The sequence below is a fragment of the Microcoleus vaginatus FACHB-2002 genome, from assembly GCF_040004035.1.
Classification (GTDB): Bacteria; Cyanobacteriota; Cyanobacteriia; order Cyanobacteriales; family Microcoleaceae; genus Microcoleus; species Microcoleus vaginatus_C.
Genome location: NZ_JAMPLN010000004.1, coordinates 201385 through 222090, shown reverse-complemented (window position 1 = coordinate 222090; position 20706 = coordinate 201385). Strand labels below are relative to the sequence as shown.

Genomic DNA, 20706 nt, shown 5'->3' with positions numbered 1-20706 from the left:
TGCTTTCCAGTTGCGATTTGGCGCTACATTTTGGTCGTTTCCATGCAGAGCCTGGGGACGCATATGGGGAGGCTCTGCCTCCATTAAAATGAGACAATAGTTTGGAGGCAGAGCCTCCGGATATTCATTACCAGGCTATGCCTGGTAACGAAAATAACTAGCATTTTAAACGCTCAAATTGCGCCGCAGAAAGCTTTCTAATGATTCCATTTTCATGCCGTAGGTTGATTCTAAGTTTTGCACTTCTTCGGGAGTGGAGAAATACTCGTTACCCAGCAATACCCGCAAAGTTCCTAAGTCTTTTTGAGCTTGAGGATTCAATAAACCCAAGGCATTTCTCAAACCGTCAAACACCATCAGCGGCGGGTTGATTACCATCGGTTCGCGCTTGAATAAGCGTGCAAAAATGCGGGGAATGTCATCTCTTGTCAGCACATCCGGGCCACCGACTCGCAGAATTTGGTTGCGGGCGCCTTCGACTGTTGGCGAGTCTGCAGCAATCTTTGCTAAGTCGTCGGTACTGACAACAGATGTGCGGTTTTTGCCGTCGCCAATCAGCAGGTAAAGTCCGGTTTCTCGAAATCTTTCTGCTAGGGGTAACAAGCTGGAAGCAAAACCTGCAGGCCGCAAGATTGTATAATTCAAGCCGCTGTTTTGCAGGTATTTTTCAACTTCTCGCTTGGCTTTGAATACTGCGGAATCTTCGTATCCCCGATCGACTCCCAGTACCGAAAGAAAGACAAAGTGCTGCACTCCCGCTTCTTTGGCGCAGTCGATTAATTCTATGTTAGCGCGGTAGTGTACTGCTTGAACGTCGCCGCCGGTGCCGTGGCTGCTGATAATGTATTGCACTCCTTGGCAGGCTTTTTTAATATCTTTGTCTTGTTTTAAGTCGCCGATAAAAATCTCGGCGCCTCGGTTTTCTAGTTCTGAGTAGCGAGATGCGAGGCGAACGAATGCGCGGACAGGCTTTTCTTGCTGTCTGATTTCTCGTACAATTCGGCGGCCTAGTGCGCCTGTTGCTCCGGTTACTAAGAACATGATTTTTAGTTGTTGGTTGTTACTTACATATTGGACATTTCTCAATAGTAGGCAAGATGCCTGTTCCCCAAAGATTGAATTTTCTTGTGGGGTGGGCATCCTGCCCGCCCATCCAAGGTTTATTGAGAATGGGGCCAGATGTCAATTGTTATTAACCTTATAACTTATAAATCAAATTTCGACAATTACGGGGGCGTGATCGCTGGGTTTGATTAATTTTCTAGGAGCAATATCTATTGTACAGTTTTTTGCTTGTTCGTAGAGGGGAGGGCTGAGATAATGGTGGTCGATTCTCCAGCCGTTGTTGCGGGGAAATGCCGCAGCGCGGTAGTCCCACCAGCTATAATGACCTCCTTCTGTGGTGAATTTGCGAAAGGGGTCGTTTAATCCTAATTCTATTATTTCTGTTAGTGCGAGGCGCTCGGCGACAGACAAGCCGACGGAGTTAGCATTGGCTTTGGGATTGTGGATATCTCGATCGTCCGGGACGATGTTGAAGTCGCCGCAAATGCACAACTTGGGGGATTTATCTAGTGCTATTTTGAGGTATTCTTGCAGCAGTTTGAGCCACTTTAGCTTGTACTCATATTTCTCGCTGCCGACTTCGGAACCGTTGGGAACGTATACGCAAATAATACAAATATCGTCTATAACCCCGGCTATTAGGCGTTTTTGTTCGTCAAAAATACCTGTGGTTTCGTCGCCAAGAAGGGGGGCAAATCCGGTGCTGATTTGCGTTAGGGGCGATCTGCTGAGAATGGCGACGCCGTTGTAGGATTTTTGACCCGAAATGTAGCAGTTGTAGCCGAGGTTGATGAAGGGTTCTAGGGGGAAGTCTTTGTCTGTAACTTTGGTTTCTTGGAGGCAGAGAACGTCTGGGGAGTTTGTTTGCAACCAGCTAGTAACGTGTTCTATGCGGGTGCGGATTGAGTTGACGTTCCAGGTGGCGATTTTCATTTTTTGTTTGTTATATACTCTCTGATTACTGGCGCGATCGTAAAGTGCGATCGCCCGTTTTGTTTGACTGTTTCAACTAATGACCGTCGTCCTAAAGATTGCATGACTTTCAAGAGTTCTGACGGTGATAATTGCAGGTTTTCTGGTATTTTTGAGATGTCGGCTGGTTCGGGGGTATTGGCTAGCCATGCGATCGCCTGTTGTTCGGATGCGGTTAGGCGAGCGAAATGCTGGTGCAGGAGTGATTCTAAGTCACCTAAGAATAGGGTATCATAGGAGAGGAATTCGGAAACGCTACCGCCGAATAAGTCTTGAATTAATGTGGCAACTATATTTAACCATAAGGGATTGCCTCGGTAAAGGTCGATTAGTTCTGACCATTTCTCCGGTTCTGCTAAACCTTTTTCTCTGAATATTTCTTGTGCTTCCGGGCCTAAACCGTTGAGTTGCAGAGATTTGCAGGGGCGGTTTTCGCCTTCTAATGCGGCTATTTCTCTGGGTTTTTCCCAACTCAGGAGGATTAAGCAACTGTTGTGGGATGATTCTGTTAGTTGTTTGAAGAATGCGCCGTAATTTTCATATCCAGGTTGGTAATTTCCTGCGAGTTGTTGGCTGCTGAAAATGGTTTGGATATCATCGAGGATGATGAGACAGCGGTGCGATCGTAAATATTCTATTAACCCCCCCAACCCCCCCTTGCTAAGGGGGGGAGAAAGAGGTTGAATCTCTTCGCCGCGCCTGGGAGAAAGAGGTTGAATCTCTTCGCCCCCCCTTGATAAGGGGGGGTTGGGGGGGTTAGTTTCTTGCTGCTGCGAGAGGAATTTAATTAAGTCGGTTTGGAGTGATGCGAGGGGTGGCGCGTTGCGGAGACTTCGCCAGATGATGTAGTCGAATTCGTGTTGAATTTGTGGGATTAGTTGGAGTGTAAGGGCGGTTTTGCCAATACCGGATAAGCCTAAGATGGTGATGAGGCGGGTGCGGCTCAAAATCCAGTTTTCGAGGGTGGTGAGCTCGGATGTGCGGTTATAGAATAGGTTGGGTTCTGGTGCGTCGCCTAAGTCTTGACGAACTTTTGATTTAGTTTGGTTATAAATGGGCTGATTAGGTTTTTCTGTATTTGAGATTTCTGAGGGATGCGACTTGTTCTCACAAACACTGAAATTATCAATTTGTGCATAATAGTTTCCAAAGTTTGATTCAACTATGGATAATTGCAGTCTTTCCATTGTGTATCGAAAGTTCGATTGATTGATATCTTCGCCTAATTTTTCTGATAAAACTTTCCATAATTTTGATGCCACCTTCTTAACATGAGCTTCGCTACGGTAGCAAGTTTTGGCAATTTCTGGGTATTTCTGGCGTTGCCAAGTGCCACGCAATATAGCTTCCTGTAGATGATCGAGGTGTTTTCCTGTCTTAGCGAATACGATGTCGTCAGCGATTTTTAAGACTTCCTGAACTTCCATAGGTGGAGTGGGGGGGTTTAGTTTGGCTGATTGCTATCCTACTCTATCCTACCGTTTGATACTTTAGCAACTAAATTATACTATTTGCTACTGATTCACGGTAATAAAAATTAATAACTACCAACTAAATCCTACTTTATTTTACTAGACAAAATTTATAAAATCGGGCAAAATGATAATAACTAAACCGTTACTCGATAATTACTTTTACTCAAACTATAGTGGTGCGCTACGCAGGTAAAGTTTGAAAAATATTAACTTCAGTCAGTATATCTGACCTGCCAGATATAACACCATTAAATACATTAGGCAGGAGAAAAAGTATGAGTATAAGTACGGGAAACAACATACAGCGGCAAAATAATAAAGTTCTTGTAATAGACAAACCCGAACCTATACTCGTTACCAAAAAAGTAATTAAATTTGGTTCTTATGTTTATCAGTTTCGCAATGTTACTGGATTTGGATTTGCGTATGTAAAAACGCCTAATAAAGTACCTACTATAGTGATTTTGATATTACTTATTTCTGGGACTTTTTTACTTTATTCACAGAGCGGTCAACAAGCAGGATTTGGATTACTAATCCTTTTATTAGGAGTTGCTGGAGTTATGGAGAACTTGATGCAGCCTAAGCGAATAGGACTTGAATTATACGTAAATTCGGGAGACAATGTGATATTTGTCACAGCCGATAAATCAGGCGTCAGAGATGTGATTTCACAGTTATGCGAATTTATGGAGAGTGACACAGAAGATATCAAGGTAATTAATATTAACCAAAATCATGCCACAATAGGTGTTGGCTATGCTGAGCAACTGCAATCTGGACAAATAGGTGGCAAAATAGATAACAGAGAACAATAGTTAATTCTTAATACGGAGATTATATGTCAGAACGTAAAATAAATATCGACCAAAGTCAGGCATCAATAGGTGTTGGCTACAGTGAAAAAGTAGAGGCTGAGCAAATAGGTGGGACTATTAACAATTACTCACCGGAACAAAGGCAAACTCTTGCCGATGCCGCCAAAGAAATCCAGGAGCTTTTAGATCAGTTATCTCAGACTTACTCAACAAAAACTTATGTCGAGAAACACGCAGTTGCTACAAAAGCTATGGAAGAAATTAAAAAAAAGCCCAATGTGAAGAAAAAGGTACTTAAAGCTTTGAAAGCTGGTGGAGTAGCAGCACTAATGGAACTTACAAAGAATCCAGTCGTAAACATTTTAACTCCAATGCTTCAAAGTTTACTGGAAGAAGGTGAGTAAGCCTTAAGAGCTAACTTGTGAAAAAAGCGATCGCCCTTCCTTTCCCAACTTGTCCCAAAGTGCGATCGCCCTAACTATTTTATTAATTAACCTATTTTAGTGCGACAGCCAACTGCAACCCCAATTTATCTAGTAGAGTTATCAAAGCATAAATTTCCTCGCCCCCACTCTCTGACAACCTTCGATCGAGCTTCTCATATATAAGTTTAGCTTCTGTCGATAACTTATTCATCTGTAAATAAGCATCCACCACATCTTTAAGTCCTGCTCGCAGTAATTCCGGTTCTGGTTTTTCTGACTCTAATTCCAACATAACCTCGATATAGCTAGCAACCCTTTCAGGGGTTTTTAAAGAAGAAATTAAGTATTCGTGGTAGCTTCTAGTTGTTGGCACTTTGAGTTCTTTCATAATCTCTCCAGTATTTTTTAGCTTGGCTAATATCTTGTTCTTGAGTGCTTTTATCACCGCCACATAGCAGCAACACAACTGTTAACCCGACTTGTCCAAAATACACCCGATAGCCTGGGCCATAATCAATTTTAAGTTCATACACTCCCGCTCCTACTGAGCGATAATCTCCCAGATTGCCTAGCTCAACTCGCCTCAGTCGCTTCTTGATTTTAGATACAGTTTTAGTATCTTGAAGGGAATCAAGCCATCCTTCCAAGGGACTTGTCCCGTCGGCTTTCAGGTAGTTTTGTACTTCTCGTGGTTGAGCTTCCATAATTTTAACATAGGCAATCAGGATTTTAATGGGAGCGATCGCGTGTCATGTCACTACTTTTCGCAAGAGTATCCTAGCATAACTTGAGCTACCTGATTCATAGTAGCCTCATCGTTTATTATTTAGAAAATGAGTGCTTACCGATCCCGATCGCAAATTGAAAATTTTTCATTCTGAGTTTGCAGGTACTTGAAGGAAAATCCCAAACTTGCGGGCGGTTGTGGTTGAGAAGGGACAATTGTAGACAGAGGTTTCTTCTTTGACACGGCCCGAATAATATTTTTTCATCCATTCTTGAGAAATAATCGCATGACAAGATGCGTCTCTGGGTATATCCCCTCTAGCTTCTAGCCAAGGCATGTCCCTGCAAATCATTCGTTCCAAACTTTCATCATCATACTCAAAATATGCCTCCGCAACTTCTTTGATAAATTCCCCGATTTTTTGGGGAAGTTTCGGTTGTTCGATTTTCTCTGTAATTGGTTCCCAACTAAATTGGCATTGATACTTTTCTAATAAATCAGGAATAACTGGTCCGTGAATCCACGCTTGAAAATCTGCATCAAATAGTGGCGTCCCGTAAACTCCTAAATACCAAGCTTGAGCGTAATACACGAGTTTTTGTAGCTTGTAGACATTGATTTCTACATTATTTTGCGAGGCTAACCAAATGAAAGCATTTGCAATATCTCGATCACTGATTTTTTCCGAATTACTTGGAACCGCAACAACTTTCAGTTGACCTTCGCCTATCTGTTCCAATAGTTCAGAAACTGACAAGTTAAATTCTCCGGCAATTTGCTCAACTGTTTGCCAAACTGGAGAACTCACAGTTATTTGATATTCAGTTGTTATTGAGGTAGCTTGGGTCATGGCAGTTTTTAAAGCTGACTTAAATAATTGTAGCAAACAGTGCGGAATAATGACCTAATAGCGATCGCCCTTACATCCCAAGTTGTCAAAAAGCGCGATCGCCCCTACATGAATTATTCAAACTAACTCCGACACACTCAGCCGCCCTTCTACGGGTTCATACTCATCCTCTAAAAGCCAATACTGCGCCTCATCATAACTCTGACTAGAAAACACAACTTTATAACCCTCAGCCGGATCGTATATCCGACAATTTCCCTCAGCGTCACTTAGTAACAAAAGCAGATAAGGCGGTGAAAGATTTGGATCGATCCATACCTCTGTAAATTCCCAGTTATTCTTCACTAAATCGGCTTCGAGGCGTAACGTGGTATCGGTTTTCTGCATCAACTTTTATTTCTCCGTAGTAAAGTAAAAGACGGCTACCATCCGGGTCAACTCTATAACCAATTGATTCAGCAAAAAACATACCATAACGATCGTAGCCCCGAATCGTACCTGTAAATTCTCCATCTTCTATTATGGCTTGAGCTACCTGATTCATAGTAGCCTCATCGTTAAAAATATGAGCAGCACGTCCTTTATTAAGCAGTCTTCTCATTTGTGGCGTGTCTGGCAAGTGTTTCGCAATGTGCCTGCTGTCAAGGGTGATTTGGCGATTAATTCCACTCATTAATTAATTACTGAGCATACAACTATGATTAAATCATGCGATCGCCCTTACGTCCCAACTTGTCACAAAGTGCGTGAAGCGCAGCTATCCCGTAGGGAATCGCCCCTACATGAATTATTCAAACTAACTCCGACACACTCAGCCGCCCTTCTACGGCTTCATACTCATCTAGATCATTAAATTTTTTATCTCTTTTTTTTTGCCTAACACTAATTGATGAGATGAAGACCATGCAGTGACTATATGTAGCGCTGTTTGCTGCTCATTTCGGTCATAAGATTGTTTCATTGTTTTGCCATCAATGGCAATCACGTTTAGTTCTAATTCCCCGATTATCGCATTTACCAAACTCAAAAAACTTTCTTGAAACTGTTGCGGTTCAATTCTGGCAAATAAGGAGACTAAACCTGTCATGAAATAGTAGACCATTCGGTAATTATAGAAAGCTTTTTAATCATTTATATTTGGCGTTACCATAGGCTTATATTGCCACCCATCCGTCGGCATCGCTGATGATAGCTAGAATCGCAATAGATATAATATCTTTGAGCAAATGTTCTTTACTTCTTTGTATTCTGGGGTCGTTCAAGGTAGTCACATCTTTTAAACAACGGGCATTTAAAACATTCACTCTTTTGCAATGAATCTGTTTGTTTTTGTTGGGAAGTTACAGCTTTACTAAAACCTCTTGCCCTTGCTCACACTCATGAGCTACCATAAACTACATGAAAAATTAGTCAGATATAACTGTAGCATATTTGGGGTTAAAGTTAAGATGCGTTTACCCTGAATCTAAAATCTAAAATCTAAAATCTAAAATCTAAAATCGTATGACTGATTATAAAGGCGATCGACAAACTAGCAATTTATCAGCTATTCAACAACAAATTAATTGGCTTCAGCAACAGCCAGACGGCTTCCTATTTCAACAAAACTCCGGCGACAACTGCATCGCCGTAAAAAAAATAAACTCAGTCCTCTTACTGCTTTTAGCAGACAGAGAAACCTTAATCACAAATGTAGCTCAATCCATCCTAGACCTCAACAATCCACTAAATTTAATCTTTCCCTATTCCCGATGCGTGCTGCTAGCATTAGTCTGGAAAACTCACCCAAAAAAAATCTATGTAATTGGATTTGGTGGCGGCACCCTCCCCAGAATTTTCCACCACTATTTCCCTAACGCGATAGTCGAATGTACAGATATTGACGAAAAAGTAGTCGAAGTAGCTCAAAAATTTTTTGGCATTCAATTCGACGACAGACTCAAAGTAGCCATTCAAGACGGGCGCGAATATCTAGCCCAACAAAATTCCACAGTAAAAAACGATATAATTCTCGTGGATGCTGGTTTTGGCAGCGGCTATATGCCCTATAAATTGGTGACACAAGAATTTTACCAACTGTGCAAAATTCGCTTGTCAAGCGCAGGTGTTCTAGTGGTGCACCTGTTCCACAAACAAGAGTTTAATGCCGCAGCGGTGAAAACAATTCAAACTGTGTTCGCACAAGTTTATATATGCAATTTAGAAACCGGCAACAGCATTGTCATTGCCACTAATGCTCCCGATTTAGCTAAAAATGAAATTTTCTTGAAAGCCGAACTTATTCAAGATTTCCACAATTTAGGATTTTCCTTAATAGAAATGTCGCTTCAGCTAAAAAAAGTAGCCCAATTGCCGGAATGGGTGAAAAATTGGGAAACGCTGCCAATTTTTACAGATGCTGAAATACCCGCCGGATATTTGGACTGATAAATATACACAATTAGGGCTGTTAACGGAATCCGACAAAAAACTCTAATTGTAGGGTGCTTATGGGGGCACGATCGGGCTGTAGGGTGTTTATGGGCGCACCATCCCTATGTCTGTAGCAAATCCCAATCACTCAACAGTTGATACTACCAAACATCTGTCTCAAAAATACTTGACAGTGAAAATCTGGCGGTGTATTATAGAAGTAGTGCAAGCAAGTAAAAACATGAGACTAAAAAGTTGGGAGTCTCCTCGTAGCGAGGGCAGAAACTCCAAAGGTAAAGGCGGCTCAGCCAGGGCTCGGCAACTCAAAAAGCAACAGCAAACTCTGCGAAAACAGTTAAAAGCTCAACACGATCGACAAAACCACCAACCAAACCACCCACAAAACCATCAAGGGAAGGAAACCAATAATTCCTTCCCTTTTTTTGTATCTTTCCGCTGCTCAATCCCGCTGAATGTTCGGACAAATCGTGCTAGTAATGCTCGCCTGCGAGGGTTGCTCTTGCCAGCAGTTGAGAATGCCTAGCAACTCCCCCTTCAAAGTTTCTAAGGCTGCAATTTGCACGGAAATTTCCTCTACCTTAGCCGTTAGATGCTGCTTCGCTTCAGAGCAAGGCAACTCTCCCCGATCGCGAACTTGTAAAATATCCTTAATCTCATGAAGGCTCAAACCCAGAGCCTGAGAGCGTTTAATAAACGCCAACCTGTTGAATACCGTTTCGCCAAACAAGCGATAACCAGCGGGCGATCGCTTTACCGCAGGAGACAGCAAGCCCATCTCCTCATAATAACGAACAGTTTTCACCGACAAACCACTACAGGCAGCTACAGAGCCAATTTTGTACAGTTTCTCGGCAACAGAAATATTCATAAACCAAGCATCCAAGATCGAAAGACTTTCTTGCCCTATCTTTTAGTGCCTCAGATCCAAGGAGTCGATCGGCACCTCGCCCAGTCACCATTGCCCAGTAATCTTAATAAGGAGGATTTTTTTTAGACACATTAAGCACGGGCAACTGAGGTCTAGAAGACTGAGGAGGAAGATAGTATTCGGGAGCAGGCGCGGGTTGTTCGGCTCCAGAGCGGTAAAATTGCCACCAGCGGAGAGCCATCGCCACCCCAGCCGTGCCAAGCCCAAAAGCCAATAAAGAGCCACTCGCACCCATGCTGCCGATGGCTGCATCGACAACGCCCACTGTCACAACAAAGCTGGTAATTGGCTCTTTACGGTAAGCTGACCTCAAAAGTCGCGTCCACGAAGCATTCATTTGGTTTTACTCTGTTCTATATTTATTTACAAGCTCTAAAACTTAGAGTTGGCGGAACGATCGGGATTTCTAGCTCAAAGACTAGCTTCACCTAAATTAATCTTCTCGCCTGTGGGGAATTGTACGGGAGCGAGGCAAAATTGCCAAGCTTGTCAAATCAAAATTCCACCCCATATATACCTCCAAAAGCCAGCTATTGCATTCGGGAACCGATCTCTCTCGACAGAGAAGTCGCTGGGCTTCTTTGTAATTAATATTTTAATCAATTCCCGAAATTGTCGCGGTCAGCAGCAGTCACACCCGCGGCCGGAAGAGTCAAGACAAAGTGTAAGGCTGACCGCGCCATTGCTAAAATTAGTTGAGACCTAACCAGGACAGCAAGCCCTGGCCTGTGACATACTCGATAATTAAAGTTAGAGAAAAACCGATCATCGCGGCTCGACCGTTAAGGCGTTCCGCGTAGCTGTTGAAGCCAAACTTTGGCTGTTCCAGTTTGGGAGTGACCGTGGGTTGTAGTTGTGTCATTGCTTTGGGTACCTGGCGATCGACGCTATTCAAATGTGAAATCCAATGTTAGTTACAAATCTTAAACATTGCTACTTCTATTATAAAGAGGGTTAACCGCCGTCAACCGTCCCCCAAGAGAAAAAACTGCTGCCAACTAATGCCAATTAATTATACCCGCTCAAAATATGACTAATCAGTTAGATAACGATAAGCTTCCTGTCGCGGTACAGCGAGTAGCCTTTGCCCTTCGTACAACAGGCTGGGTTTGCTTCTGGGTACAGGTAGTGCTAGGGGTGGTAGCGGCGATCATTTTGCTCTTTGCCATCCCCTTCGCCCTCCCCAGGGCTACCGCCGGTGCGGGTTCAACCAGTGCCGGCACCGGCGGCGGCGTATTTTTTGCCATTTGCGGGCTGGCCGTACTCGCTTACAGCCTATATCGCTCTTTCCGCTTCACCCGCTTGTCGAGACAACTGCGATCGCCCGGTAACGCAGTCCGCCCCAAAAAAGCAGACACCATCAAAGAGGTGCGGCTGGCACTGATGAGTAACTTGTCAGGAATGATCCTGACGCTGATCGGCGCAGAAGCCATCAGCGGCACGCTTTTAGCCAAATCTCTAGCTCAGCCGCAAGCCTTGTTCGGTGCCGCAGTTGATGTGGGCCGATTTATTCAGCCCCTAGATATATTTGTGGTACTCGCCAATACTCACGCCACTGTTGCCCATTTTGTCGGGATTTTCGGGGCTCTTTTTTTGCTCGATCGCATCCACAAACAGTAGTTATTGGTGAGGGGCTACCAATGCCCAATGCCTAATGCCCGATGCCCGATGCCCGATGCCCGATGCCCAATGCCCGATGCCCGATGCCCCACTCTCCCACTCTCCCCCAACCCACATCCGGAATCACTGCCAACCTGTCGAAGAACGTACTCAGATACCTTCTACTAAGACAACATGAATATCATGGCACTGAAACCCGAGGCTTATTTTGGGGTGACAGATCACCCAACTATTGAAATTTCTCAAGAAAGTTTTCGTTCTGTCCTAGGTCAAATAGAAACTGAACTCCTCTGTAGCGACACCTATAGCCACGCTCTAGCTAGCTTGCAAACAATGTTGGGCGAAGCAGCCTCCGCTGCCGAAATTTTAATTAGAGCAGTTAGCAGAGAAGCCGTCAAGCTCGCATTTGACAGATTTCCCAAACAAAACAAAATTGAACCGCAAGTAGTCCAAGAGAGTGTTACTGCTGTAAGTCCGGCCATTGAGACGGTGACAGAAATTCAAGAATTGGAGCCACCAGTAGCTGCTCCTGTCTTCTATTGGCGCAGCGCTAGTGTGGAAGCGCCCCCCCAAACCGAGTCCGAGACAGAAGAAAATTCCGATCGAGACACTAACACTTCTGAAGACAGCAAACAAGCGCCCCAAGACGAAATTAAAGTCGAGTCGGCTCCACCTGCAACTGTCACCGTCCCCGGAAAATCCTTCCCAGGGTTCGGTTTTCCCAAGAAGCCGAAAAAACTCACCAAGGAAGAAGAAGCAGCTTTAGCCGTTCAACAGCGAGAAGAGTGCCTGCGGGAGTTGGGTAGAGAATTGCGTAAGGGACGGCAAATTCGCTCCCTATCCCTGCAACAACTCCACAGTCAAACTCTCGTGCCGCTGCACCACATCGAATCGATCGAAAATGGGGAAATCGACAAACTGCCCCAAGATATTTACGTTAGAGGTTTTATCCGCAGACTCGGCGACGCCTTGGGACTAGACGGTAGCGCTATGGCGAATGCTTTACCCAAACCCGCTCCGACTCCAATTCCCAGTATGTATGTGTCTGTTTCCGATTCCGACTCAGGCGAAGGCTTTCAAATGCGTCCGGTGCATTTGTACATCGGCTACACCGCTTTGATGGCTGGGGCTGTAGGGGGTTTGGGTTGGCTGTCACAGCAACCCGTGGTGCCAGGAGCACAGGCAGTACCTCAACCGCAGGTGACACCGCCAGCCTCAGTTGCACCGGCTCAGAAGACCCCAGAAAAAGCACCTCAACCGGGCTTGAAGAAGTCTCAGAGCGGGGGATTGATTATGGGGGCTGACATGGCGCCGCCGGAGGTGATTTTTGGTTAGTGTGTGTCGGGCGAGCGATCGTCCGACAACTCTCTTGGCGCAGGTGAACTCAGAAACCCGGTTTCCGAGTTCACCTGCATAGGGATACTTGCTTGAAGAAAGGAGTCCAGCAGAGCAATTACGGTTGAGATTTTAGTTGAATCCCCCACCTTCATCCATCTGTAGAGTCAATTCTAAAATCTAAAATCTAAAATCTAAAATCTAAAATCTAAAATCGCCAGCCCGTTTACCCAAAGTGATTTTTCAACTGCATCAGGAAACCCGATATGTGCGATAAACTATCTATTTGACCACTCCTAAAAGAGGTTGCCAATAAGATGAGTTCCCCAGCCACCGCTGCTTTCTCCGATCTCGATCCGCTATCGACTCACTCGCCAACAGTCACGAGTTCGGCGGCACCAGACACTGCTTTGGTAACGGAGGCTCAACTGCCACAAGCATCTTGGACAATAGAAGATAGTGAGAAACTCTACCGAATTCAAGGTTGGGGCGAACCGTATTTTTCGATCAATGCAGCCGGTCACGTTACAGTATCTCCCAAGGGCGATCGCGGCGGTTCTCTCGACTTGTGCGAACTGGTAGAATCCCTGAAACAGCGAAATTTGGCTTTGCCCCTGCTAATTCGATTTTCTGATATTTTGGAAGACCGGATCGAGCGCTTAAATTCGTGTTTCGCCAGAGCGATCGCTCGGTACAATTACAAAAATGTCTATCGCGGTGTCTTTCCAGTTAAATGCAACCAGCACCGACAATTAATTGAAGATTTGGTGCGTTTCGGTCAACCCCATCACTTCGGGCTGGAAGCAGGCTCGAAACCGGAATTAATGATAGCTTTGGCAACCTTAAAAAACCCAGGCGCTTTATTAATTTGTAACGGTTACAAAGACCGCGAATACATCGAAACTGCTATTTTGGCGCAGCGGCTAGGGCAAACTTCCGTAATTGTGCTGGAGCAAATAGAGGAAGTAGAAATCGCAATTGCCGCCAGCAAAGCATTAGGAATTAAACCGATTTTGGGAGTGCGAGCAAAACTCACTACCAAAGGCGTTGGCCGCTGGGGAGGTTCTACGGGCGATCGGGCAAAATTTGGCTTGACAATTCCTGAAATTATCCGTGCAGTCGGCGAACTAGAAAAAGCTGGAATGCTCGATTGTTTGCAGTTACTGCACTTCCACATCGGCTCTCAAATTTCCTCAATTAGTGTCATCAAAGACGCCATTCGAGAAGCCAGCCACATTTATGTAGAATTAGCTAAATTGGGAGCTAATATGAACTACTTGGACGTAGGCGGTGGACTCGGCGTTGACTACGACGGGTCTAAAACAAACTTTCACGCTTCCAAAAACTACAATATGCAAAACTACGCTAACGACGTAGTAGCGGGAGTGAAAGATGCCTGCGACGAGCGCAAAATCCCAGTCCCAATTATCATTAGCGAAAGCGGGCGGGCGATCGCTTCTCACCAATCCGTGTTAGTTTTTGACGTACTCGGTACTAGCGATGTCCCCAGAGAAGTACCAGAACCCGTAGACGAAAACGCGCACCAAATTCCGCGCAATCTCTACGAAATTTACCAATCTATCAGTCCCGAAAATTACCAAGAAGTTTATCACGATGCTATCCAATTCAAGGAAGAAGCAGTAAGTTTATTTAACTTAGGCTATTTGGGAATTGCGGAACGGGCGAAAACCGAACAGTTGTACTGGGCTTGCTGCGATAAAATACAAGCGATCGCGCGGCAAAATGAATACGTATCTGACGATTTGGAAGACTTAGAAAAGGTGATGGCGTCCATTTATTACATCAACTTATCTGTTTTTCAGTCTGTACCGGACAGTTGGGCAATTAACCAATTGTTCCCAATTATGCCCATTAACCGACTCGACGAAGAACCAACTCAACGCGGTATTTTAGCCGATCTTACCTGCGACAGCGACGGCAAAATCGACCAATTCATCGATTTGCGAGATGTAAAGTCGGTTTTGGAACTGCATACTCTCAAACCTGGAGAACCTTACTATTTGGCGCTATTTTTGGGAGGTGCTTATCAAGAAATTATGGGCAACCTTCACAACTTATTCGGCGATGCAAATGCAGTTCACATTCAGCTAACACCTTCTGGCTATCATATCGAACACGTTGTGAAAGGAGACACTATGAAAGAAGTCCTCAGCTACGTACAATACGATTCAGAAAATTTGGTTGAAAGCATCCGCCGTCAGACAGAAGCAGCTTTGCAGCAAAATAAAATTACTCTTTCCGAGGCTCAACTTTTGCTGCAAAATTACGAGCGGAGTCTCAGCCAATATACTTATCTTCAGTCTTAAAATGTAGGGTGCAACTGAGATGTTGCACCACTGTCAATAAGCCTTTTATGAACAGGCTTTCCGGCCTGTTCCACAAGAAAATCTACTCTTTGTGGAACAGGCCGGAAAGCCTGTTCTTGAGAATGGTGGAAGATGTGAGGTGCAACCTAAGCACATTACCAGAATTAAAAGCTGAGATCAGAAATGTAAAAGTAGGGTGCGCCTAGCGCACCTTACCTTGAGTAATTAGCAATTGCCAATTAGCAATTATGCACCATGACCGAGAATTTCAGATATCGCCCGCCGCTCTTCTCCGTGTTGAGTCGGTAAAACTTGGCGAGCATCAGTAATCAGCCAATCGAGAGCAGCCGCTTGCAAATCGATCGCCGCCCCGGTTTTATCAACGCAGTAGCGGCCGAACACCAGTTTATCAACCAACCGCACCTCCGGGCCCAAACGGGAATACTCAAAAATCACGCTGTTTTCCACAGTGGCGCCACTGCAAAGCCAGCAATTTGGGCCAATCATTGTCGGGCCGACAATTTTTGCTCCATCCTCAATGATCGTCATCCCGCCAATGTAAACAGGTCCAGTAATATCAACTTTATCCCAGTTAACAGCTACATTCAAACCAGCGTAAATGCCGGGGCGCACTTCAATTCCCGGAATCGAAACATTTTTAACTTGTCCCAGCAGCACGCTCTGAATTGCCCGCCAATAGTCAGGAACTTTGCCGATATCCACCCACTCAAAGTCCATGCTAATCCCGTAAAAAGGGGCGCCTTCTGCTACTAGCTTGGGAAATAACTCCGAACCGATATCGTATTCCTGACCAGAAGGGATGTATTTGAATATTTCCGGTTCAAAAATATAAATACCAGTGTTAATGTCGGTACTCAGAGCTTCCTCTACAGAAGGTTTTTCTTGGAAAGCTTTAACTTTGCCAGACTCGTCTGTTACGACCACTCCGTAACTGGGAACCTCCTCGCGGGGAACCGATTTCATAACAATAGTAGCGATCGCCCCTTTTTCCCGATGCCACTTCACAGCAGCAGTCAAGTCCAAGTCAATCAAAGCGTCGCCGCACAGCACCACAAAAGTATCGTCAAAAAACGGCGAGAAGTCCTGAATTCGTTTCATGCCACCAGCCGAACCGATAGCCTCTCCAATCATTTCTCCGTCCTCAATTCGCCCCTCAAAAGAATAGCCAATTTGTACGCCAAACTTTTGACCGTCGCGGAAGTAGTTTTCAATCACGTCTGCCAGGTGGGAAACATTGACCATAATTTCGTCAAATCCGTGCTGGCGGAGCAATTCAACCAAAAACTCCATCACTGGCTTTTGCAGGATGGGAATCATCGGTTTGGGTATTGTCTGAGTAATAGGACGGACGCGAGTGCCTTTACCGGCCGCCAGAATCATCGCTTTCATTATTAACTTCCTCAACCCTCTGTTAACTGATATCAACTGAACAATTAGATGCTAGCGGTTGCGATCGTCAAATCGATCGATCACAGCAAAATCCTGACCTGTTTATAGGCGACATCGTACCAGGCTATCAATCATTTATTCGGAATTAACCTGGATTTAAGAAACCAGGTATCGGGAACCAGCAATAACTTCAAACTCCCGCTCTCCGCATCCCAGACTCAGCAACAGAATGCCATAGAGCGATATTCTGCCTAGAATCTTAACCGACGCAGTGGCATAGTTATTAGTTTCGCCCGAGAACCTAATACCCTGCAAGCTCAAAGCGCGCGGATTTTGAGGTCTTGATAAAACTCCTCTTGAAGCAACTCTACTTTAGACTGAGCCGATAGTAGCAACAACGCCCAAAAAATACCTACGCGGTCATGATTTGGCAAGTGAACTTCGCCAGTCGATACCGGGTGTTCTGGGTTGACAGAGGAGTGCAAATCCTTATGATGCCAAAGTTCCAGCAGTTGTTCCAAGTCGAGCCAACCCTCGTCAATTTCCGAGCCGCGTTCTGCCAGAAACCGATCCAGTTCGCTAGCAGTTTCCACCAAATTTTCTTGGTGAGCTAGCTCAAAGATAGCCTGGGCCGCTTGCGATCGCATTTTTGAGGTAGGGCGCCGCCGGGGGGTAACTGTCTGCTCCATTGCTGCTTTCATTAGCTGCAACTGCTCAATCAGTTCTGGGAGAGTCACCGGGCGTTTTTGCGGTAGTTGAGCTACACCGCGACGGCGCAATTGCCGCTCTAAATGCTGTGGCAAGTGTCGCCCGCCTGAGTGCTCTGCGTCTTCTACTGTCGGCTCGTCGGCCGAGTCAGGATTCGCAGGGGGTTCTGAGAGGACGATACTTTCTGCTTTGAGCAACACCAGCATGGAAGCGTACAAAAACGCTTGGCCGGAGTGGGACAAATCGGAGAAATCCTTACTCTGATCTGCATCGCAGGCGTTCGTAAGCTTGCTCAGACATCGATCGAACACTTCAATTACCTTAACGTCCCAAGGATCAATTTCTCCCCGTTCGGCTAGGTCAATTAAAATTGCTATCCCCTCGGAAATCGTTTCTAAGCCATCTTGGTCTCGGGAAACGGCCATTCGATTTTAGATTTTAGATTTTAGATTTTAGATTCTAGATTTTAGATTTTAGATTTTGCCTCTGGGAAAATGAGAGAGCATATCAAATTAATTGGCGGTTATTTCCGCAGCTTTGGCCTCAATGGCTGCTATTTCTAAACTTATCGGTTCTGCACTTTCTAACAAAGGTTGTTGGCTTTCTACTTCGGCTTTATAGCGTTCAAGATTTTGTTCTAATTCCTGAATCCGCTGCTCTTTTTCGCGAACTTGGCGCATCTCTTGGCGCAACGCGAGGCTTCGCTGCATTCTCGACCACAGACTGAACAGCCACGCTAGTGTTGCCCCTAATCCAGTCGCTACAATTAGTTCTACGCACAGCGGAGCTTTAACTTGGACGCCTTCGATAACTTGAATCGCGACTGGCTGTGTATTTTCGATACTGAAAAATACCAGAGCCAAGCAAATCAGAAAGATGAAGAAGAAATTTAGCGCTCGCATTTTCTCTGTTCCTAATTCTCAATTTAGGTTAAGCAAATTCTTGGCCCATCGTCAACTGTCTTTTGGCAGATGCTGCCAGTTTTTTTGATAACATCAAATCGGGTCAATTAACCATAATATCCGGGGAGGGGCGGGTTTATTGCAGCTCTGAGAGTTGATTGAAGAGATTGGTTAACCCGCCCCTGCAGGACATATCCTCTTTAGGTTTGACCGATGTTTTGGGGTTTCTTGCCGCTTCCCAGTGCTGGCAATATTTGATATTTCAAAGCAATGCCCGCGGCTACAAATAAGGCAATAATCAGCGCCCCAATTCCTACGGGACTGGGAATCCAGAATATCGCCTCCAAATAGTTAACTTCTCCGGGTTTGAGCTTCCAAACTAACTGTTTTCCTTGCTGATAGCTTTCGGGAACCAGCGCACCGGCGACAGTTTCAATACTTTCGGCGCCCCAAGGCGTGTTCAAGCTAAAGTCTAGCTCCAAAAGTCCCCCCGGACTCAGCAGCAGACTGCCATTAGAGGAAAGCAGTGAAAGAGAGCGCAAATCCAATTCCAGACTCAACCGATTTCGCAGCACCAATAACAAATTATTCTGCTTGACACTAAGGTGAGATTCAAACTTCGGCAAATCGGTTTCTAGCCGACTTCCAACCCGAGATTTGGTGGTTGGTGCGATCGGATTGTAAAATTGGTTGAACTTGTCTTGCAACTCGGCTCCATTATTGAAAGGAATCCTCACTAGAACTTCTGTGGGGGAAACCCGTTTAGTTTTTCCGTCCAGCAACCTCACCCGGCGTTCTACGCTTTTCAACCATTCTGCAACAGTTTCGCTACTGAAGCTCGTCAACCTTTCCCCCAGTTTAATGTGCTGCACGATTTCGCCACGAGTTTGACTCTCAAAGTTAACCCCGACATCGTACTGAACGCATCCAGTCACTAGAGTAAAAAGGCAAAAAACCAAAGGTAAAAGAAAGAAAAAGTGCTTTTTCTTCTTCCGAGTTCCATCCTTGACATTTTGCTCTTTCATTGTACCTTTTTCCCTGTTTTTTCCTATTTGCATGAATTAGCAAAGCGTTGAATTGCCGGCACTGTTTCTATGTTTTTATTTCCACGTCTGGACTTGCGAACCTCATACCAGAAACCCGGTTTATGGGCTACCGAAGGGCAATTTCACAGATGCTTTGTGGCAGAAACCAGGTTTTTTTGAGGTGAGTGCTAAGATTTTTCTAGCAACAGTATCAGCGTCACCTGGAAGTAACCGCACTGAACTTATTGCCTCGAAGCTACACCCAACTGTTGAAACAGCATACTCGGCAAATAGGCTGCACCGCCTACCCATTCGGCTTCGCTACTCAAATCTGCCAAATTTTTAAACGCTTCAAAAATGCTGCCTGCCACCATTGTATTCTTGACGCGACCCACAATTTTGCCTTTTTCTACTTTATAGCCTAAGTCCAAATTGACAGAAAATTCGCCAGCTAACTGATTGGACTGACCGGCACCTAAAACCTGCTCTACTATTAGACCTTCGTCCATGCTAGCAATCAAGTCTTGAGTGGCGGTATTTCCTGGGGAAATGCAAAAGTTAGTCAAATCAGGGCCTGGGCGAGACAATCCGCCACGAAAACCGTTGCCGGTTGATTGTACACCGGCGCGAGCTGCCCACCTGCGATCCCAATAAAATCCGGTGACAGTACCTTTGTCTATCAAGATTTTGCGGGTGGTGGGGGTACCTTCGTCGTCAAAGGGACAAGCAGAAGGGCCTAAAGTCGGGTCTTCAAAAAAGGTAAAGCGTTCGTCAAATAAAGTTTCGCCGATTTTGTCGGCTAGGGGAGAGGCTTTTTGAACTACTGCTTGACCTGAAAGGATGGTATCAAACAAGCCGCCGAGGGTGCTAGCAGCGGCTCTGGGGGTAAATAATACTGGGTAGGAACCGCTGGTGATGGTGGCTGAATGTTCGGCGAGGCGGTATTTTTCGAGTAGTGATTCGAGGATGCTATTGGTGTCTAGGGGACGATCGCGCGCAACGTCGTAACTGTATGCTTGCATAAAATCTTCTCCCTTTACCAAATTTCCCGCGATCGAGCCGCTGACTATTTGGCTGCTTCTTTCGGCATACAAATCTTGCGTGGTGGCAATTTTCACGCGGCCGCTGCGGACGTGGAAGCCGACATCTACCATAATATCGGGATTGTAGGCGTGAACTTGCTCGATCAGGTTTTTGCCGTTTTCGACTAATTCTTGAGTTGTGGGCGGAGTGTAGGTGGTTTCCGGGCCTTTTAGGTGGAAGTTGGAGGCGAGTTCAAATTCTGCGGGGTCGCCGATTTCGGCTGTTTGAATCGCTGCATCTACTAAATCGTCTATCCGCGTTAAATCTGTGGAACTAGCAAAACCGATTTTGCCTTGGTAAATCAGCCGGAGTGCTACGCCTTGCAGTGCTTTGGTTTGCAGGGATTTGAGGCGATTGTTTTCAAATTCGATGGGGGTGTCTTGACTCGACAGGTAGTATACTTCAGCCGCATCGGCGCGCTGAGAGGCCAATTTCAAAATCTGCTCTACGGTTGAATCGCTCACAATAATAATAGCCTTTCAGGTTGGGTCTTTTTTTTATTTTAGCGATTTAGGGTGTGGCCAGAAACCGGGTTTTTTCCAAAAACAGCGATACACCACCGAAAAACTGCGAAAAACCCGGTTTCTTCGGTTGTATTCGCGG

The 20706-nt window shown here is 45.2% G+C and carries 24 protein-coding genes; 6 read left to right on the top strand and 18 right to left on the bottom strand.

Going from position 1 to position 20706, the window contains the following annotated elements; translation table 11 throughout:
* Positions 1-165: 165 nt before the first annotated feature.
* The 3 genes from NDI35_RS05410 to NDI35_RS05400 all read right to left on the bottom strand — a co-directional run bounded on the left by NDI35_RS05410 (position 166) and on the right by NDI35_RS05400 (position 3464).
* The gene (locus NDI35_RS05410) at positions 166-1041 is read right to left on the bottom strand and encodes an SDR family oxidoreductase (RefSeq protein WP_445311816.1); all 876 of its coding nucleotides are present in this window, start codon (positions 1039-1041) and stop codon (positions 166-168) included.
* Positions 1042-1212: 171 nt separating this feature from the next.
* The gene (gene xth, locus NDI35_RS05405; RefSeq protein ID WP_445311815.1) at positions 1213-1998 is read right to left on the bottom strand and encodes an exodeoxyribonuclease III; all 786 of its coding nucleotides are present in this window, start codon (positions 1996-1998) and stop codon (positions 1213-1215) included.
* Positions 1995-3464 carry a helix-turn-helix domain-containing protein gene (locus NDI35_RS05400; RefSeq protein ID WP_445311814.1) on the bottom strand — a complete coding sequence of 490 codons (1470 nt, stop codon included), beginning with the start codon at positions 3462-3464 and terminating at the stop codon, positions 1995-1997. The genes xth and NDI35_RS05400 overlap by 4 nt, the downstream gene beginning before the upstream one ends.
* Positions 3465-3787: 323 nt before the next feature.
* Between NDI35_RS05400 and NDI35_RS05395 the strand changes: the two genes are divergently transcribed.
* Positions 3788-4330 carry a DUF6232 family protein gene (locus tag NDI35_RS05395; RefSeq protein ID WP_445311813.1) on the top strand — a complete coding sequence of 181 codons (543 nt, stop codon included), beginning with the start codon at positions 3788-3790 and terminating at the stop codon, positions 4328-4330.
* A gap of 23 nt (positions 4331-4353) precedes the next feature.
* Positions 4354-4734, top strand: coding sequence for a hypothetical protein (locus tag NDI35_RS05390; protein ID WP_445311812.1), 381 nt, complete (start codon positions 4354-4356; stop codon positions 4732-4734).
* Between the two features lie 91 nt (positions 4735-4825).
* Here NDI35_RS05390 and NDI35_RS05385 read toward each other — a convergent pair whose 3' ends face one another.
* From NDI35_RS05385 to NDI35_RS05355, 7 genes are all read right to left on the bottom strand, one after another.
* A complete protein-coding gene (locus NDI35_RS05385; RefSeq protein WP_445311811.1) occupies positions 4826-5143 on the bottom strand; it encodes a helix-turn-helix domain-containing transcriptional regulator in 318 nt (105 codons plus the stop codon).
* A complete protein-coding gene (locus NDI35_RS05380) occupies positions 5115-5459 on the bottom strand; it encodes a type II toxin-antitoxin system RelE/ParE family toxin (RefSeq protein ID WP_445311810.1) in 345 nt (114 codons plus the stop codon). Before NDI35_RS05380 ends, NDI35_RS05385 begins: the two co-directional genes overlap by 29 nt.
* A gap of 168 nt (positions 5460-5627) precedes the next feature.
* On the bottom strand, positions 5628-6332 hold the full coding sequence (locus NDI35_RS05375; protein ID WP_445311809.1) for a Panacea domain-containing protein: 705 nt from the start codon (positions 6330-6332) through the stop codon (positions 5628-5630).
* A 117-nt stretch (positions 6333-6449) separates the two neighbouring features.
* Positions 6450-6719 carry a hypothetical protein gene (locus NDI35_RS05370; protein WP_190663695.1) on the bottom strand — a complete coding sequence of 90 codons (270 nt, stop codon included), beginning with the start codon at positions 6717-6719 and terminating at the stop codon, positions 6450-6452.
* Positions 6667-6933 carry a DUF6972 family protein gene (locus tag NDI35_RS05365; protein ID WP_445311890.1) on the bottom strand — a complete coding sequence of 89 codons (267 nt, stop codon included), beginning with the start codon at positions 6931-6933 and terminating at the stop codon, positions 6667-6669. Before NDI35_RS05365 ends, NDI35_RS05370 begins: the two co-directional genes overlap by 53 nt.
* A 240-nt stretch (positions 6934-7173) precedes the next feature.
* Complete coding sequence (locus NDI35_RS05360) at positions 7174-7419, bottom strand: hypothetical protein (RefSeq protein WP_445311808.1); 246 nt, start codon at positions 7417-7419, stop codon at positions 7174-7176.
* A gap of 67 nt (positions 7420-7486) precedes the next feature.
* Positions 7487-7603: a transposase family protein gene (locus NDI35_RS05355; RefSeq protein WP_445311807.1), complete on the bottom strand. Its 117-nt coding sequence runs from the start codon at positions 7601-7603 to the stop codon at positions 7487-7489.
* A gap of 232 nt (positions 7604-7835) precedes the next feature.
* Between NDI35_RS05355 and NDI35_RS05350 the strand changes: the two genes are divergently transcribed.
* Complete coding sequence (locus NDI35_RS05350; protein WP_445311806.1) at positions 7836-8759, top strand: spermidine synthase; 924 nt, start codon at positions 7836-7838, stop codon at positions 8757-8759.
* Between the two features lie 445 nt (positions 8760-9204).
* On the opposite strand, the gene NDI35_RS05345 is transcribed toward NDI35_RS05350, so the two are convergent.
* The 3 genes from NDI35_RS05345 to NDI35_RS05335 all read right to left on the bottom strand — a co-directional run bounded on the left by NDI35_RS05345 (position 9205) and on the right by NDI35_RS05335 (position 10555).
* Positions 9205-9633 (bottom strand): heavy metal-responsive transcriptional regulator, encoded by a 429-nt coding sequence (locus NDI35_RS05345; protein ID WP_333330684.1) that lies wholly within the window; start codon positions 9631-9633, stop codon positions 9205-9207.
* 103 nt (positions 9634-9736) lie between these two features.
* Positions 9737-10030: a hypothetical protein gene (locus NDI35_RS05340; protein ID WP_006632298.1), complete on the bottom strand. Its 294-nt coding sequence runs from the start codon at positions 10028-10030 to the stop codon at positions 9737-9739.
* 354 nt (positions 10031-10384) lie between these two features.
* The gene (locus NDI35_RS05335; RefSeq protein ID WP_172186391.1) at positions 10385-10555 is read right to left on the bottom strand and encodes a CAB/ELIP/HLIP family chlorophyll-binding protein; all 171 of its coding nucleotides are present in this window, start codon (positions 10553-10555) and stop codon (positions 10385-10387) included.
* Positions 10556-10722: 167 nt separating this feature from the next.
* On the opposite strand from NDI35_RS05335, the gene NDI35_RS05330 reads away from it, so the two are divergent.
* The 3 genes from NDI35_RS05330 to speA all read left to right on the top strand — a co-directional run bounded on the left by NDI35_RS05330 (position 10723) and on the right by speA (position 14975).
* Entirely contained in the window at positions 10723-11313 is a 591-nt protein-coding gene (locus NDI35_RS05330; RefSeq protein ID WP_445311805.1) for a DUF3611 family protein, read from the top strand.
* Positions 11314-11496: 183 nt separating this feature from the next.
* Entirely contained in the window at positions 11497-12648 is a 1152-nt protein-coding gene (locus NDI35_RS05325; protein ID WP_445311804.1) for a helix-turn-helix domain-containing protein, read from the top strand.
* 317 nt (positions 12649-12965) lie between these two features.
* The gene (gene speA, locus NDI35_RS05320) at positions 12966-14975 is read left to right on the top strand and encodes a biosynthetic arginine decarboxylase (protein WP_445311803.1); all 2010 of its coding nucleotides are present in this window, start codon (positions 12966-12968) and stop codon (positions 14973-14975) included.
* 246 nt (positions 14976-15221) lie between these two features.
* On the opposite strand, the gene NDI35_RS05315 is transcribed toward speA, so the two are convergent.
* The 5 genes from NDI35_RS05315 to NDI35_RS05295 form a co-directional block, all read right to left on the bottom strand.
* Positions 15222-16385, bottom strand: coding sequence for a nucleotidyltransferase family protein (locus NDI35_RS05315; protein WP_445311802.1), 1164 nt, complete (start codon positions 16383-16385; stop codon positions 15222-15224).
* Between the two features lie 317 nt (positions 16386-16702).
* Positions 16703-17518 carry a segregation/condensation protein A gene (locus tag NDI35_RS05310; RefSeq protein WP_445311801.1) on the bottom strand — a complete coding sequence of 272 codons (816 nt, stop codon included), beginning with the start codon at positions 17516-17518 and terminating at the stop codon, positions 16703-16705.
* Between the two features lie 87 nt (positions 17519-17605).
* Positions 17606-17995: a LapA family protein gene (locus NDI35_RS05305; protein ID WP_445311800.1), complete on the bottom strand. Its 390-nt coding sequence runs from the start codon at positions 17993-17995 to the stop codon at positions 17606-17608.
* 200 nt (positions 17996-18195) lie between these two features.
* Positions 18196-19020 (bottom strand): DUF3153 domain-containing protein, encoded by an 825-nt coding sequence (locus tag NDI35_RS05300; protein ID WP_445311799.1) that lies wholly within the window; start codon positions 19018-19020, stop codon positions 18196-18198.
* A 242-nt stretch (positions 19021-19262) separates the two neighbouring features.
* Positions 19263-20567: a TldD/PmbA family protein gene (locus tag NDI35_RS05295; RefSeq protein WP_445311798.1), complete on the bottom strand. Its 1305-nt coding sequence runs from the start codon at positions 20565-20567 to the stop codon at positions 19263-19265.
* Positions 20568-20706: the final 139 nt, after the last annotated feature.

Bases quoted from the DNA above. Each gene is read 5' to 3' on its own strand.
- NDI35_RS05410 (WP_445311816.1), bottom strand. From the start codon at position 1,041: ATGTTCTTAGTAACCGGAGCAACAGGCGCACTAGGCCGCCGAATTGTA.
- NDI35_RS05305 (WP_445311800.1), bottom strand. From the start codon at position 17,995: ATGCGAGCGCTAAATTTCTTCTTCATCTTTCTGATTTGCTTGGCTCTG.
- NDI35_RS05380 (WP_445311810.1), bottom strand. From the start codon at position 5,459: ATGGAAGCTCAACCACGAGAAGTACAAAACTACCTGAAAGCCGACGGG.
- NDI35_RS05390 (WP_445311812.1), top strand. From the start codon at position 4,354: ATGTCAGAACGTAAAATAAATATCGACCAAAGTCAGGCATCAATAGGT.
- NDI35_RS05330 (WP_445311805.1), top strand. From the start codon at position 10,723: ATGACTAATCAGTTAGATAACGATAAGCTTCCTGTCGCGGTACAGCGA.
- NDI35_RS05400 (WP_445311814.1), bottom strand. From the start codon at position 3,464: ATGGAAGTTCAGGAAGTCTTAAAAATCGCTGACGACATCGTATTCGCT.
- NDI35_RS05310 (WP_445311801.1), bottom strand. From the start codon at position 17,518: ATGGCCGTTTCCCGAGACCAAGATGGCTTAGAAACGATTTCCGAGGGG.
- NDI35_RS05325 (WP_445311804.1), top strand. From the start codon at position 11,497: ATGGCACTGAAACCCGAGGCTTATTTTGGGGTGACAGATCACCCAACT.
- NDI35_RS05345 (WP_333330684.1), bottom strand. From the start codon at position 9,633: ATGAATATTTCTGTTGCCGAGAAACTGTACAAAATTGGCTCTGTAGCT.
- NDI35_RS05340 (WP_006632298.1), bottom strand. From the start codon at position 10,030: ATGAATGCTTCGTGGACGCGACTTTTGAGGTCAGCTTACCGTAAAGAG.
- NDI35_RS05335 (WP_172186391.1), bottom strand. From the start codon at position 10,555: ATGACACAACTACAACCCACGGTCACTCCCAAACTGGAACAGCCAAAG.
- NDI35_RS05300 (WP_445311799.1), bottom strand. From the start codon at position 19,020: ATGAAAGAGCAAAATGTCAAGGATGGAACTCGGAAGAAGAAAAAGCAC.
- NDI35_RS05395 (WP_445311813.1), top strand. From the start codon at position 3,788: ATGAGTATAAGTACGGGAAACAACATACAGCGGCAAAATAATAAAGTT.
- NDI35_RS05315 (WP_445311802.1), bottom strand. From the start codon at position 16,385: ATGAAAGCGATGATTCTGGCGGCCGGTAAAGGCACTCGCGTCCGTCCT.
- speA (WP_445311803.1), top strand. From the start codon at position 12,966: ATGAGTTCCCCAGCCACCGCTGCTTTCTCCGATCTCGATCCGCTATCG.
- NDI35_RS05375 (WP_445311809.1), bottom strand. From the start codon at position 6,332: ATGACCCAAGCTACCTCAATAACAACTGAATATCAAATAACTGTGAGT.
- NDI35_RS05370 (WP_190663695.1), bottom strand. From the start codon at position 6,719: ATGCAGAAAACCGATACCACGTTACGCCTCGAAGCCGATTTAGTGAAG.
- NDI35_RS05360 (WP_445311808.1), bottom strand. From the start codon at position 7,419: ATGACAGGTTTAGTCTCCTTATTTGCCAGAATTGAACCGCAACAGTTT.
- NDI35_RS05385 (WP_445311811.1), bottom strand. From the start codon at position 5,143: ATGAAAGAACTCAAAGTGCCAACAACTAGAAGCTACCACGAATACTTA.
- NDI35_RS05365 (WP_445311890.1), bottom strand. From the start codon at position 6,933: ATGAGAAGACTGCTTAATAAAGGACGTGCTGCTCATATTTTTAACGAT.
- NDI35_RS05350 (WP_445311806.1), top strand. From the start codon at position 7,836: ATGACTGATTATAAAGGCGATCGACAAACTAGCAATTTATCAGCTATT.
- xth (WP_445311815.1), bottom strand. From the start codon at position 1,998: ATGAAAATCGCCACCTGGAACGTCAACTCAATCCGCACCCGCATAGAA.